Here is a 14,398-nt window from a genome sequence, read left to right as displayed (position 1 = left end):
GAGGGAGATAGGTGAAAAAAGTATGGGCGTTTGATATTGGAGCATCCAATGGTAGATTGATGCTTTGTCAATATGACGGAGAACAACTTATACTAGATGAAATATATCGATTTGCTAACCACCCTGTTTCATTGACCAATCATTATTATTGGGATATTTTACATATTTACAATGAGATGAAAAAAGCAATGCAGGCTAGTCTGCAAGCTGGACATGAGGTAGAGAGCTTAGGTATAGATACATGGGGTGTGGATTTTGGCTTATTATCTGCAACAGGAGAACTTTTAGCAAATCCCTATTGTTATCGCGATCCACAAAATAAATTCGGAATGGAAAAGTTTCATGAATGGATGTCAGAGGAAGAGCTCTTTACTTTGACAGGTGTAGAATCTGCACCAATAAATAGTTTATATCAATTATTTACGATAAAAGAACAATCCCCAGGCTTATTAGAACAGGCTGATACATTACTTCTTACTCCCAATCTACTTACCTATTTTTTTACAGGAACAAAAGCCAGTGAATTCACGATAAGCTCGACTACGCAGCTATTAGATATCCACCAAGAAGATTGGTCTAAACAGCTTATTAGCATGCTGGGAGTAAAAGATAACCTTTTTGCTAAAATTGTACCATCTTTAACCATCGCAGGATCTACATTACCTGATATAAATAGGGAACTACAAATGGACCCAGTACAGGTTATTCATGTCGCAGGGCATGATACGGCAAGTGCGCTAGCAGCATTGCCCATAGAGGATGATTATTCTGTTTTCATGAGCTGTGGTACATGGAGTTTAATTGGGATTCCTGTAAAAAAAGCATTAACCACACCAAACGCACGAAGGTGGGGTTTTACCAATGAAGGAACAATGGATGGCACTTACCGTTTGTTAAAAAACAATATGGGGATGTGGCTATTGCAGCAATCTCGTCTAATATGGGAGAGAGATGGGATCAGGACAAATTATATGGAAGAAAATCAATTATTTCAGCAAGCAACCCCATTTCGATCATTGATTGATCCGGATGATCCCCGTTTTTTTAATCCTGAGAATATGTTAGTAGAGCTTCGAGCATATTGTCGGGAAACTGAGCAACCAATTCCTCAATCAAGAGGGGAAATCATTCGCTGTATCATCGATAGTTTGGTAATGAAGTACAAACTAGTAATTGATCAGCTAGAAACACTTGTTGAACGAAAAATAAAGCGCATTCATATAGGGGGAGGGGTGACAAAGAATCAGCAATTATGTCAAACCATTGCAGATGCGACGGATAGGGAAATCATTGCAGGTCCAATAGAAGCAAGTGCAGTAGGAAACGCACTTGGGCAATTGATTGCACTTGGGGAAATAAGAGATGGGAAGGAAGCAAAATCGATTGTAAAAAAATCCTTTCCCATTAATAGCTACTTACCGAATCACGATCAGTATTGGCAGAATGCTTATACCCAGTTCAAAGAATTAATAGAATAAAAAGGTTTACTATAGGAAACATCGATAAGCTGACACTTAAAGGAGGAAGACAGATGTCAAATAAAAGATTAATAGGAAGCATGCCGAAAATTGGAATCAGACCAACGATTGATGGTAGGCGTAAGGGTGTACGCGAATCTTTAGAAGAAAAAACGATGAATATGGCAAAAGCTGTAGCTCAATTTTTGTCAGAAAATTTACGATATAACAATGGCGATTCCGTGGAATGTGTAATTGCAGATACTTGTATTGGCGGAGTGAAGGAAGCAGCGGAAGCGAAGGAGAAATTTGAAAAGGAATCAGTGGGTTTGACTATAACCGTTACCCCGTGCTGGTGCTATGGCTCAGAGACGATGGATATGAATCCTCGTCGACCTAATGCTGTCTGGGGGTTTAATGGTACGGAAAGACCAGGAGCGGTGTACTTAGCCGCAGTACTAGCAGCACATAATCAGAAGGGGATTCCTGCTTTTGGTATTTATGGGCGCGATGTGCAGGATATCGAGGATCACTCCATTCCAGCAGATGTTCAAGAGAAGCTGCTCCGCTTTGCAAAGGCGGGGCTTACGGTAGCGATGCTCAAGGATACCTCTTACTTATCCATGGGCTCTGTCTCAATGGGGATTGCGGGCAGTATGGTCAATGAAGAATTATTCCAGGATTATCTTGGAATGAGAAATGAATATATTGATATGTCAGAATTTACTAGACGCATAGAAGAAAAGATTTATGATGAGCAAGAATTCGAGAAGGCATATAAATGGGTGAAAGAAAAATGTGTGATTGGCTCTGATATTAATTCAGCTGAAAATCAACGGACAGAGGAACAAAAGGAAGAAGATCTACAGATGAACATTAAGATGACAATTATTACAAAGGATCTAATGGAAGGTAACCCAAGACTAGCTGAGTTAGGATATGAGGAAGAAGCGATGGGTAGAAATGCCATTGCATCAGGTTTTCAAGGGCAAAGACAATGGACCGATCATTTTCCAAATGGGGATTTCATGGAGGCAATTTTGAATTCCTCCTTTGATTGGAATGGAATTCGAGCACCATATATTGTGGCAACAGAAAATGATGCCTTAAATGCAATTACGATGTTATTCGGACACCTATTAACAAATACAGCACAGGTCTTTGCAGATGTTCGAACATATTGGAGTCCTGATGCAATAAAGCGAGTTACTGGATATGAAGTAAATGGCCAAGCGGAGAATGGCGTCATTCATCTTCTTAATTCAGGTGCAGCTGCATTAGACGGTACTGGTGAACAATCATTGGATGGGAAGCCTGTGATGAAGCCGTTTTGGGATATTACTGCTGAGGAGGTAGAGAAATGCTTGAATGCCACCAAATGGCGCCCAGCTAATACCGAATACTTTCGTGGAGGTGGCTTCTCCAGTAATTTCTTAACTAAAGGTGGGATGCCTGTCACAATCGCCAGAGTGAATCTATTGAAAGGCTTAGGACCAGTACTGCAACTAGCGGAAGGATACACGGTTGATCTTCCTGAAAAGGTACATGAGAAACTAAATGATCGTACAGATCCAACATGGCCTACCACTTGGTTTGTTCCTAACTTAACGGGAGATGGTGCCTTTCGAGATGTCTATACTGTCATGAATAATTGGGGAGCCAATCATTGTGCGATGAGTTATGGACATATTGGTGCAGATCTCCTAACATTAGCAGCAATGCTCAGAATTCCAGTGAATATGCATAATGTTTCGGAGGAAAATATTTTCCGTCCAAGTGCTTGGAATATGTTCGGAACAAAGGATATAGAAGGAGCAGATTACCGAGCATGTGCGACATACGGACCGTTATATAGTTAGACATTAGAAAGTACTCTTTATGGGTACTTTCTGGTTTTTTAAATATCAAAAAAGAGTATAAAAAGAGCAATAAATGCCATTTTTATTTCATATTATTGCTGGTAAGATAAAAGAAAATCAATGAGGGGGATAGATGATGGAATACATTGTGTGTGAACAGCCAGGAAAGCTAAGAAAAATGGTCAAACGACCACCTGAGAAGGCAGAAGGTACTGCGATTATTGATATTAAGCGTATTGGCGTTTGTGGAACAGATATTCATGCTTTTAAAGGGAATCAGCCATTCTTTAAATATCCACGAGTATTAGGCCATGAGCTTGCAGGAACAGTAAGCTGGATAGATGATACCTCGTCAGCTATAAAAAGAGGAGATCAAGTTGCGGTGATACCATATCTGGAATGTGGAAACTGTATAGCGTGTAGAAATGGTAAGACGAATTGTTGTATTGATATGAACGTGTTAGGAGTGCATAGAGATGGAGGAATGTGTGAGCAGCTATCTGTTCCCATTGATCATCTAGTCTTAACAAATGAGCTAACCTTAGATGAAACTGCCGTCATCGAACCTATTAGTATTGGTGCACATGCCGTTAGGCGTTCGGAGCTTAGACAAGGGGAGACAGTACTTGTAATTGGCGCTGGTCCCATTGGTTTAGGCGTGATGGCGATTGCCAATCAAAAAGGAGCAAAAGTGATCGCAATGGATATTGATGAAAAAAGGTTAAAGTTTTGTCGGGAATGGGCCCAGATTAAACACACTGTCAATGGTTCGAAGGCGCCGATCGATAAACTCTTGGAGATAACAAATGGTGAATTGCCAACAGTTGTTTTTGATGCAACAGGTAATCCAACCTCCATGAATACAGCTTTTCAATATGTTTCTCATGGTGGGAAATTAGTCTATGTTGGATTAGTTAAGGAGGATATAACGTTTTTTGATCCAGACTTTCATGCAAAGGAGCTTACGCTTTTTGCTAGTAGAAATGCTACAAGAGAGGATTTTCAATTTGTTAAGGAGATGATACTTTCCAAAAAAGTCAACGTGAAAGATTATATAACAGATAAAGTTCCATTCGAGAGTACGGTTAGTAATTTTCAGGATTGGCTACAACCCCAATCGGATACGATTAAAACAATGATTGTACGAAAATAGGAGGTGACTCAATTGTTAAAAGGAATTCCATCCATTATATCACCAAATTTATTGAAAATATTAATGGAGATGGGGCATGGCGATGAGATAGTTCTGGCAGATGGTAATTTCCCTTCCGCAAGTCTATGTGAAAGGGTTGTTCGTTATGATGGAAATGGGATAGCAGAAATTCTGGAGGCCATATTGCAGCTATTTCCGTTAGATAGCTATACATCCTATCCGATTAAACTTATGCAAGTTGTACCTGGTGACGATGTGGAAACCCCTATTTGGGATGAATATCGTAGAATGGTGAGGAAGAATACTTCCTTGGATGGTGGTTTTGAGGAATTAGAAAGATTTGCTTTTTATGAGAGAGCGAAAAATGCCTATGCCATTATTGCTACCGGAGAGCAAGCATTATATGCAAATATTATTTTGAAAAAAGGTGTTGTTACAATTAGCTGAAGGAGGAGTGTCCAATGCGTATTGATGCACATCAGCATTATTGGAAAATCAGCCGAAATGATTATGGGTGGATTACACCAGAAATTCCGATTTTGTATCGGGATTTTTTTGAAGAAAATCTCATTCCTCACTTAAAGAAAAATCAGATCGATAAAACGATTGTCGTACAGGCAGCCCCCACCATTGAAGAGACAGAGTTTATTCTTACCCAAAGTGAAAAATCAAGCATCATCGCAGGAGTGGTTGGCTGGATCGATGTAGAGAATCCAGCATATAAAAAACAGTTAGCGCAATTTCTGAAGCATCCGAAATTTATTGGAATACGGATAATGATTCAAGATATGCCTGATGAAAATGTCATCTTAAGGACGAAGTATATAGAAGCTTTTGAATTTTTTGCTGAAATCGATTTGCCAGTTGATTTGTTAGTCCATTCTAGTCAGTTGTCAGCCGTTACCAAACTTATCGAGCAAGTTCCATTAAGAGGAGTAATCGATCATATGGCAAAACCAAATATCGCAGCAGGAGTGCTTGAACCATGGAAAAGTTATATGACGCAAATTGCGAAGCATCCGAATATTTATTGTAAGCTATCTGGAATGGTGACAGAAGCGGAGCATGGCAATTGGAAACTCGATGACTTTCTTCCGTTTGTGGATCATGTGGTTGATATGTTTGGGATTCATCGTATTTTATATGGAAGTGATTGGCCAGTTTGTTTACTATCGGCAAGCTATGATGAAGTTTTTCAGCTTTTAAAGAAAGCGTTATCAAACAAAGTCACAGAGGAAGAAGAAGATTGCATTTTTGGAAGAAATGCTATCGACTTTTATAAGTTAAACGTATAGGGAGGGAGTTTCTTGAAATATCGTAAATTAGGGAAAACAGGGCTGGATGTCTCTGTACTGAGTTATGGCGCATCTTCGTTAGGCTCTGTTTTCAGAGAGATTAATCAACAGGAGGGGATTCGAACCGTTCATTATGCCTTGGATAAAGGTATTAATTATATCGATGTTTCCCCGTATTATGGCTTGACCAAAGCAGAGAGGGTATTAGGTAAGGCTTTGAAAGGAATTCCAAGAGATCGTTATATTCTTTCGACGAAGGCAGGTCGTTATGGAGAAGATTCCTTCGATTTTTCCAAGAAAAGAATTATAACAAGTGCCGAAGAAAGCTTAAAAAGATTGCAAACAGACTATATCGATATTCTTTTGTTACACGATATTGAATTTGGTTCTTACAATGAGGTGATCGAAGAAGGGATTCCCGCATTATATCAATTAAAAGAGCAAGGGAAAATTCGCTATGCTGGTGTTTCAGGATTACCTTTAAGCGTATTTGAAAGGGTATTACAGAAAGCAGAAATAGATGTAATTTTATCCTATTGTCACTATTCCTTAAACGATACGTCACTTTTACACATTGTTCCATTACTTGAACAAAAAAATGTTGGTATCATCAATGCTTCGCCTATCTCTATGGGGTTATTAAATAATCGGCCAGTAGCGGATTGGCATCCTGCTGATAAAGAAATGATTTCTGTTTGTAAAGAAGCGGCAGCCTACTGTGAAGAAAAGGGCGAGAATCTAGCAAAGCTAGCGATTCAATTTTCTGTCCAAAATAACCGAATCCCTACAACGCTTGTTAGTACAGCGAGTGAAAGAAATATAGCGAAAAACATAGAATGGATAGACGAACCGATCAATCAAGAACTATTAGAACAAGTATTAAAGATACTAAAACCAATTCAGAACAGAAGCTGGCCAAGTGGGAGAGAAGAGTGGAGACAATAAAAGGAGGAAAATAAAATGAAAGCATATGTTGATAGACAAGCCTATCTTCAACAAATAGACAAAGTGATTGAGCATGGGAAATATAAAGACAATTGGGATTCTTTATCTCAATATAAGCTTGCTGATTGGTATAGGGAGGCGAAGTTTGGAATTTTTATTCACTGGGGAGTGTATTCTGTACCAGCCTTTGAAAATGAATGGTATTCGAGAAATATGTATATTCAAGGATCGAAGGCATATGAACATCATGTAAAAACATATGGCCAGCATAAGGATTTTGGTTATAAGGATTTTATTCCACTATTTAAGGCAGAGAAATTTGATCCAGCTGAATGGGCGCAGCTGTTTCAAGAATCGGGGGCACGTTATGTAATGCCTGTGGCAGAACATCATGATGGGTTCCAAATGTACAGGAGCGACATTTCTAAATTTAATGCATATGAAATGGGACCACAACGAGATATACTCGGAGAATTAAAGCTGGAGTTAGCCAAGCGTAGTATTCCAATATGTGCTTCCTCTCATCGTATAGAGCACTGGTTTTTTATGGGTCATGGGAAGGAATTTGATAGTGATATAAAAGAGCCACTAGTAAGAGGAGATTTCTATTGGGCAGCAATGCCTGAGCCTGATCATCATGATTTATATTCTCCAGCACCATCAGAGGAGTTTTTAGAGGATTGGCTATTAAGGACCTGTGAAATCGTTGATCGCTATCAGCCGAAAATCGTTTACTTTGATTGGTGGATTCAGCATAGCTCCGTTAAGCCCTATTTAAAGAAGTTTGCAGCTTATTATTATAATCGTGCAGAGGAGTGGGGCATAGAAGTTGCCATTAATTATAAGCATGATGCTTTCATGTTTGGTACGGCAGTAGTGGACATCGAAAGAGGACAATTTGCTGAACAAAAACCTTATTTTTGGCAGACAGATACAGCTGTCGCAAAAAATTCATGGTGTTATACCGAAAATAATGAATATAAAACAGCCAATGAGCTTATTTGTGATTTAGTGGATATTGTAAGCAAAAATGGGACAATGCTATTAAACATTGGGCCAAAAGCAGATGGCACGATCCCAAACGAAGATAAAAATATTTTACTCGAAATAGGAGATTGGCTTCATACAAATGGGGAAGCCATTTATGGGAGTAAGGTATGGCGAAAAGCGGGAGAAGGACCAACGACTATTGAAGAAGGACAGTTTACCGATAGTAAATCTAAGAGCTTCACACCAGAGGATATTCGTTTCACAGTAAAAGGTTCTTTTTTATATGCAACGGTTTTGAACTATCCAGAGGACGGAAAAGTAAACATTACGGCACTAGCTGAACAGGATGCTTCAAAGCTACCACATTTCCACGGAATTATTCAGAGCATAACAATATTAGGATTTGATGAGATACCAAAGTGGGAGCGATCGTCACATGGCCTTAAGATCAAGACTACATCTGTTCAAAGCAGAAAGCCGGTTGTCTTTAAAATCCAAATAGACTGATAACAAAGCCGAAATGTAAAAATTTCGGCTTTATCTATTAATGACTGGGGAGGGAGTTATCATGAATTTAGCAGAATTTTCTAAGGTTTTTAGACGATTTTTGCTATCCTATCTTATTATTCTTTTTATTCCTTTGTTCGCAGGCTTGATTTCTTACCATGTTTCCTTAAAAACAGCGGAAAAGTACTCAATTATGAATAGCACCCAAGTTCTTCATGAAGGAAAAACCATTTTGGAGCAAAGGTTAGATGAAATAAACCGATTTGCGAATCAGCTTGCTACAAATAGTGATGTCAACACATTATTAAATAAAAATATTACCGAAAAGAATAAAATTGTCTCTAGCATGAAGCAGCTGTCTACAGATATTTCTCCTTTCGCCTCCACCAATGATTTTCTTGAAGATTTCTATATCTATTTTCGTCGAATGGACATTGTAATGGTACCGGGATCTGTTTATTACCGACCCTACCATTTTTATCAGGAGTATCATTATACTGATTTCACATTTTCTGAATGGAAGACTGAAGTTTTATCCCATCACCAAGGAATGCTACCTAGAAAAGCGTTTGTCATGGATGAGAGGAATACCAATGTGATTACTTATATACGACCATTACCAATGAATAGCTATTCAAAATCAATGGGTTCGATTGTCGTTCCAATTGAAAGTAGTAAAATAAATAACCTGTTAATGGGGATTTCTACACAATTTAATGGGTGGGTATATATAATGGACGAAAATAATGGCCATATTGTAACAACAAATGGCATTGACGAATCAGAGATTTCACCAATTCACTCTAGGGTATCAATGAACGATAATCGCCTCTATTTAGAAGATGGGACACTCCTCATCACGGCTCATTCCGATAAGTACAACTGGACATATGTGGCGGGCATCCCTAGTAAGACGTTAGTTAGACAGGCTGCACCGATAAAATATATTACTTGGCTAGTTACGATAGGTACACTTGTAATTGGATTGATCATTTGTTTTTTATTTGCCTACAGACATAGCCGACCAATTACAGGGATGATGAAAACACTAAAGGAATATACAGGGACAGAATCCAGAAATGACTATGATTTTTTACATGGTAATATATCTAAATTAATTGCCACAAATGTAGATCTACACAGTCAGCTTGCGGAGCAAAAGCCATTATTAAAAGATGCCTTTCTTAAGCAGCTACTAGCTGGGGAACTGACGGAGAAAAATCAGAACTTACAGGAATTCGCTGCACTAGCAGATTTGCCGATCATCGGAAATAAAGGTTTTGTCTCTATTTTAAAGGTGGCAGGCTATGAAGAGATGTCCAGTAGTGAAATTTACGAAGAATTACATGCTATTCGCTTAGTTATCCAAAAAGAGTCCTTGAAGCTGTGCCAAAAATTTTACGTAACGAATTTAGATTCAGATAAAATGGTTTACATTTTCTTAGATGATCAAAAAGATACCGATGTTTTTGCTAGAGATATTGAACAAATGTTTCTATCCCTAAAAAAGCAATTTCAGCATCAATATCGTATATCCTTAAAGGTTGGGTTTGGGCAGCCGTTTCAATCATTGCTTGATATAAGTCGTTCCTATAATGAGGCGGTGCAAGCACTCGACTATATTACTATTTCGACAAATGACTATCACTTATTCTGGTATAACGAGATGATCAAGGAAACGGTATTATTTTATTATCCATTAGACTATGAGTTTCGACTTTTAAAAAATTTAAAAGAAGGAAATGCAGAAGAAGCCAAAAAAATATTACAGGAGATTTATGAAGAAAATATAAACAATCGATGCTTACCAAAGGATATGTTAGAACAAGTGATGTATGAAATCAAGGGAACACTGTTTAAGGCTTTTGATCAGTATAGTTCGAAAAAAGAAGAATTAGAAAAGGTGTGGAAAAATATTTGGGATATCCAAGTAGATGAAGAAAGTATCGAATCACTTAAGAACAAATTTGATCAGGCCATTGAATGTTATTGCCAAATGATTGCAGATCAACGGAAGGAATCCAATCATACGATGATTCATTCGATAAAGACATTTTTACATGAGCATTATCAGAGCCCTGACTTAACCATCTATGGAATCGCAGAACACTTTAATCGACCGGAAAAGTTCATCTCACATATTTTCAAGGAAGAGACGGGAGAATATCTGTACGAATACCTTGAAAAAATTCGCATGAATGAAGCAATGAATCTATTGGCTAATTCGAAAAAAACGATTAATGATATAGCGAAAGAGGTGGGCTATAATAGTGCTCATTCTTTTCGAAGGGCCTTTAAACGTATCAATAAAGTGACTCCGAATCAATTTCGAAAGACATTACAAGACTAATACGCCAAGGTTTTCTAATATGTACCTTTTGATTTGAATGGTACCTTTTCTATATTTCATTAAATTCTAAATTTGTACGCTATAAATAGAATTGTCTGTATTCTCTTCAGCCAGAACATGATAATTTATTTGTAAGCGCTTACCAATGAGGTGCTATTATTCGAACAGAAGGGAGGATGAAGATTGAAACAAGCGATGGAGATAGGTCATGGTTATGACGGTTTGAAAAAAAAGAAAACCTCTCAATTACATTTGGCCAAAAGAAGTTTTCGCAAGCATTGGCAGTTATATCTATTAATGATCCCACCTATTCTTTATTTTGTCATCTTTAAATATGTACCAATGGTGGGGGCGGTGATCGCCTTTAAGGATTATAACGTTGTAGAGGGAATATTCGGAAGTCCGTGGGTAGGCTTCAAGCATTTTGAAGCTTTTTTCCAAAATCCTGTGGCATGGGATCTGATTAAAAATACTCTGCTATTAAGCTTGTATCATTTAGCAGTTACCTTCCCATTGCCGATTATTTTGGCACTTGCCTTAAATGAAATAAAAGATGGGCTATTTAAACGTTCTGTTCAGATGTTTACCTATGCACCCTATTTTATTTCTACTGTTGTCATTGTTTCGATGATTATCCTAATGTTGTCGCCTAGAACAGGGATCATTAACTCGTTTGTGGAGTTTTTTGGCTTTGAGCCAATTAATTTCTTAGGAAATGCAGAAATGTTTCGTTCTGTTTTTGTTTGGTCTGATGCATGGCAGCTAACAGGCTATTCTGCCATTATCTATTTGGCGGCACTTGCAGGGGTAGATAAGCAACAATACGAAGCGGCGAAAATGGATGGTGCATCTAGGCTACAAAAAATTTGGAACGTAGACATACCTGGGATTATGCCAGCAATTGTTATTATTCTCATCCTAAGTGTAGGTAATTTGATGGCAATTGGATTTGAAAAAGTATATTTGCTTCAAAATCCTTTGAACCTGAGTACTTCAGAAATTTTACAAACATATGTTTACAAAATGGGAATTATTAATGCCAATTTCAGCTTCAGTACAGCTGTAGGTTTATTTAATTCTGTTGTCAATCTCGTACTATTAATCATCGTTAATGCCTTGGCGAAGAAGGTTTCAGGTGACGGTTTGTGGTAAGAAAGGGGTAGTTCAAGTGAGCAGTAAAATATGGATAAAGGAATCCTTTGGTGATCGCCTATTTCTTGGAGCTATTTATGTGTTCCTCTGTTGCATAATGATCGTTGTTTTATATCCGCTTATTTATATAATTAGTGCTTCTATTAGTAGTCCAGAAGCTGTGACTTCAGGGAGGGTGTGGCTATGGCCTGTTGATTTTTCCTTACAAGGGTATATAGAGGTATTAACGAATTCGGATGTGATCAGAGGGTTTCGTAACTCCATTTTATACACAATTGGCTATACGATTATTTCGGTTGTTTTAACCGTTGTATTTGCCTATCCACTCTCGAGAAAATCGTTTTATGGGCGAACATTTTTCATGTTTTTTATCTTATTTACTATGCTTTTTTATGGAGGATTGATACCTGAGTATTTAGTGGTTCAAAAGCTAGGGATGCTCGATACACCTTGGGCAATTCTCCTTCCGAAGGCAATGGCGGTATGGCAGGTAATTATTGCAAGAACCTTTTTTCAATCCAGTGTACCAGATGAACTGGTGGAAGCAAGTGAGATGGATGGTTGTAGTAGTTTGAAATTTCTTTGGTATGTTGTTCTGCCTTTGTCAAAGCCAATTATTGCTGTTCTAGCATTGATGTACGCGGTTTTTCAATGGAATAGTTATTTTGATGCGATGATTTTCTTAAAGTCAGAGGAATTGTTTCCACTTCAGCTAGAGCTTCGTGAATTATTGATTGTGCAAAGTGACTCTGGAGCTAATATGGATATTGCTGAACAGCAGAGGAGAGAACAATTAGCTAACCTGATGAGATATTCTTTAATAGTGATTTCTAGCTTGCCTGTACTAATGATCTACCCATTTGCACAAAAATATTTTGTAAAAGGGATGCTCATTGGTTCAGTGAAGGGATAATTTTTATTACAGCTAATCATGATGAGGGGGAAAAAAATGAAAAAGCTGATGGTTTTGCTTATTTCTTTTAGCATGGTAATCGTATTAACTGCGTGTAATTCGGATAAAGAAACATCAGAGGAGCAAACCGATTCGAATGGGAAAACGAAAATGACAGTGTTTATGCCAGAAAGTGATACAGTAGATTTGGAAACCAATTCCTTTACAAAATTTGCAGAAGAGGAATTTGGAATTAATTTTCAATTTGAAACAACCTCCATGGATGGAGCAGCAGCCAAAGAGCGCCGGCAAATTTCTTTAGCAAGTGGAGATTACCCTGATGTGTACTTCCTTACTGAATGGGTGGATCAGTTTAAAGCAAATGATCTTTTGAAATATGGAAAACAGGGAGTGTTAATACCATTAAACGACTTGATTGAAGAACATGCACCAAATCTTCAGAAGGTACTAGAGGAACATGAGGAGTTTCGAAAAATCACGGTGGCTCCAGATGGGAATATATACGGAATTCCACAATTAGAAGAATGCTTTCATTGCACATGGCCGAACAAAATGTGGATTAATACGGATTGGTTAGAGAAACTGGATTTGTCTATACCTGAAACACATGAAGAGTTTAAAAATGTGTTAACGGCATTTAACGAACAAGACCCCAATGGAAATGGAAAATCAGATGAAATACCTTTAAGTGGATCGATTGCTTTACCACAACATTCCATTATCCCTTTTTTAATGAATGGATTTATATATGACGATGTGGATTCGAAGCTAATGGTTCAGGATGGGAAAGTAGAATTCGTAGCGAATAAAGTGGAGTGGAAGGAGGGATTAACATATATACGATCATTATATGAGGAAGGATTGATTGATCCAGGAGCATTTACTCAAAATCAAGATGCTTATTTACAATTAGGAAATAATACAGAAATGTTACTTGGTGCAGCAACATCCATCCACCCATGGGAGTTTACGAATAACGAGAATCAATATGCCTATGATCCTTTAACACCATTAAAAGGCCCACATGGACAGTATGCTTCCTATTACTATCCAGTAGTACAAGGAGCTACTTTTGCTATTACAAATAAAGCAAGTGAAGAGGCACAAATTAAAGCGATAAAACTATTAGATTATATGTTTACAGAGGAAGGATCTACTCGGGCCCATTTTGGTGTTGAAGGAGAGGATTGGATCAAGCCTGAAGAAGGTGATGTCGCGATTAATGAAGAGGTTGAACCAAATTTAAAGCAATTGCATTCAGATGAACCAACAAATAATGCTTGGGGAGCTAGTGCTCAATATTACCAAACAAGAGAATATAGAGATGGATGGGTGCAGGCGGAGGATATTTATACAGACGAAGGTTTTGAGCGGCGCTTGCAGGAGGCGACCTATCTTTATGAAGGAAAGGAACCAGATGAATTATTCCCTTTCTGGGCGATATGGTATCCTGAAAATGTTCAGGATGAGTTAGCGACATTAGAAACAAATATTCTCGATAATGTCGAGCAGAGCTCTGTTCAGTTTATTACCGGTGAATTGAGCATTGAGGATGATTGGGATGATTATGTCGCAGGCCTTGAATCACTTGGTGTAGGAAGATATGTTGAAATTAATCAAGAGGCCTATAATCAATATTTAGAAGCAAACTGAGATTTGTTTAGTGAAGTTAATCAATGAAAAAAGGTTTCCTATTAACCATTGATATGCTCCCCCTAAAGTAGACACTTAAAAAAGTAAAACTACTTTAGGGGGATTTTTATGCGTTTAAATAGTA

General features: G+C 37.9%; 11 protein-coding genes. All 11 read left to right on the top strand.

Features of this window, described 5'->3' with window-relative positions; translation table 11 throughout:
* Nucleotides 1-11 precede the first annotated feature (11 nt).
* The 11 genes from DLJ74_RS00055 to DLJ74_RS00005 all read left to right on the top strand — a co-directional run bounded on the left by DLJ74_RS00055 (nucleotide 12) and on the right by DLJ74_RS00005 (nucleotide 14,274).
* Nucleotides 12-1,478 (top strand): rhamnulokinase, encoded by a 1,467-nt coding sequence (locus DLJ74_RS00055; protein WP_109982831.1) that lies wholly within the window; start codon nucleotides 12-14, stop codon nucleotides 1,476-1,478.
* A gap of 53 nt (nucleotides 1,479-1,531) precedes the next feature.
* Nucleotides 1,532-3,316, top strand: a complete 1,785-nt coding sequence (locus tag DLJ74_RS00050) for an L-fucose isomerase (RefSeq protein WP_109982830.1) — start codon at nucleotides 1,532-1,534, stop codon at nucleotides 3,314-3,316.
* 136 nt (nucleotides 3,317-3,452) lie between these two features.
* A complete protein-coding gene (locus DLJ74_RS00045; RefSeq protein ID WP_109982829.1) occupies nucleotides 3,453-4,469 on the top strand; it encodes a zinc-binding alcohol dehydrogenase family protein in 1,017 nt (338 codons plus the stop codon).
* Between the two features lie 12 nt (nucleotides 4,470-4,481).
* A complete protein-coding gene (gene fucU, locus DLJ74_RS00040; RefSeq protein ID WP_109982828.1) occupies nucleotides 4,482-4,916 on the top strand; it encodes an L-fucose mutarotase in 435 nt (144 codons plus the stop codon).
* Nucleotides 4,917-4,930: 14 nt separating this feature from the next.
* Entirely contained in the window at nucleotides 4,931-5,764 is an 834-nt protein-coding gene (locus DLJ74_RS00035; protein WP_109982827.1) for an amidohydrolase family protein, read from the top strand.
* Nucleotides 5,765-5,776: 12 nt separating this feature from the next.
* Nucleotides 5,777-6,709 (top strand): aldo/keto reductase, encoded by a 933-nt coding sequence (locus DLJ74_RS00030; protein ID WP_109982826.1) that lies wholly within the window; start codon nucleotides 5,777-5,779, stop codon nucleotides 6,707-6,709.
* Between the two features lie 15 nt (nucleotides 6,710-6,724).
* Entirely contained in the window at nucleotides 6,725-8,206 is a 1,482-nt protein-coding gene (locus tag DLJ74_RS00025) for an alpha-L-fucosidase (protein WP_109982825.1), read from the top strand.
* A 61-nt stretch (nucleotides 8,207-8,267) separates the two neighbouring features.
* Nucleotides 8,268-10,556 carry a helix-turn-helix domain-containing protein gene (locus tag DLJ74_RS00020; protein WP_181397393.1) on the top strand — a complete coding sequence of 763 codons (2,289 nt, stop codon included), beginning with the start codon at nucleotides 8,268-8,270 and terminating at the stop codon, nucleotides 10,554-10,556.
* A 195-nt stretch (nucleotides 10,557-10,751) separates the two neighbouring features.
* Complete coding sequence (locus tag DLJ74_RS00015; RefSeq protein ID WP_425454553.1) at nucleotides 10,752-11,708, top strand: ABC transporter permease; 957 nt, start codon at nucleotides 10,752-10,754, stop codon at nucleotides 11,706-11,708.
* 16 nt (nucleotides 11,709-11,724) lie between these two features.
* Nucleotides 11,725-12,621 carry a carbohydrate ABC transporter permease gene (locus tag DLJ74_RS00010; protein WP_245902222.1) on the top strand — a complete coding sequence of 299 codons (897 nt, stop codon included), beginning with the start codon at nucleotides 11,725-11,727 and terminating at the stop codon, nucleotides 12,619-12,621.
* A 36-nt stretch (nucleotides 12,622-12,657) separates the two neighbouring features.
* On the top strand, nucleotides 12,658-14,274 hold the full coding sequence (locus DLJ74_RS00005) for a type 2 periplasmic-binding domain-containing protein (protein WP_181397392.1): 1,617 nt from the start codon (nucleotides 12,658-12,660) through the stop codon (nucleotides 14,272-14,274).
* The last annotated feature ends 124 nt before the right edge of the window (nucleotides 14,275-14,398 follow it).

The organism is Gracilibacillus dipsosauri (assembly GCF_003176895.1).
Lineage (GTDB): Bacteria > Bacillota > Bacilli > Bacillales > Amphibacillaceae > Gracilibacillus > Gracilibacillus dipsosauri.
The sequence above is the reverse complement of the archived record's forward strand: the minus strand, read 5'-3'. Positions and strand labels throughout refer to the sequence as shown.

What these genes read in the sequence shown, in the direction of transcription:
- DLJ74_RS00025 (WP_109982825.1), top strand. Translation starts at nt 6,725, where the DNA reads ATGAAAGCATATGTTGATAGACAAGCCTATCTTCAACAAATAGACAAA.
- DLJ74_RS00015 (WP_425454553.1), top strand. Translation starts at nt 10,752, where the DNA reads ATGGAGATAGGTCATGGTTATGACGGTTTGAAAAAAAAGAAAACCTCT.
- DLJ74_RS00020 (WP_181397393.1), top strand. Translation starts at nt 8,268, where the DNA reads ATGAATTTAGCAGAATTTTCTAAGGTTTTTAGACGATTTTTGCTATCC.
- DLJ74_RS00045 (WP_109982829.1), top strand. Translation starts at nt 3,453, where the DNA reads ATGGAATACATTGTGTGTGAACAGCCAGGAAAGCTAAGAAAAATGGTC.
- DLJ74_RS00035 (WP_109982827.1), top strand. Translation starts at nt 4,931, where the DNA reads ATGCGTATTGATGCACATCAGCATTATTGGAAAATCAGCCGAAATGAT.
- DLJ74_RS00005 (WP_181397392.1), top strand. Translation starts at nt 12,658, where the DNA reads ATGAAAAAGCTGATGGTTTTGCTTATTTCTTTTAGCATGGTAATCGTA.
- DLJ74_RS00050 (WP_109982830.1), top strand. Translation starts at nt 1,532, where the DNA reads ATGTCAAATAAAAGATTAATAGGAAGCATGCCGAAAATTGGAATCAGA.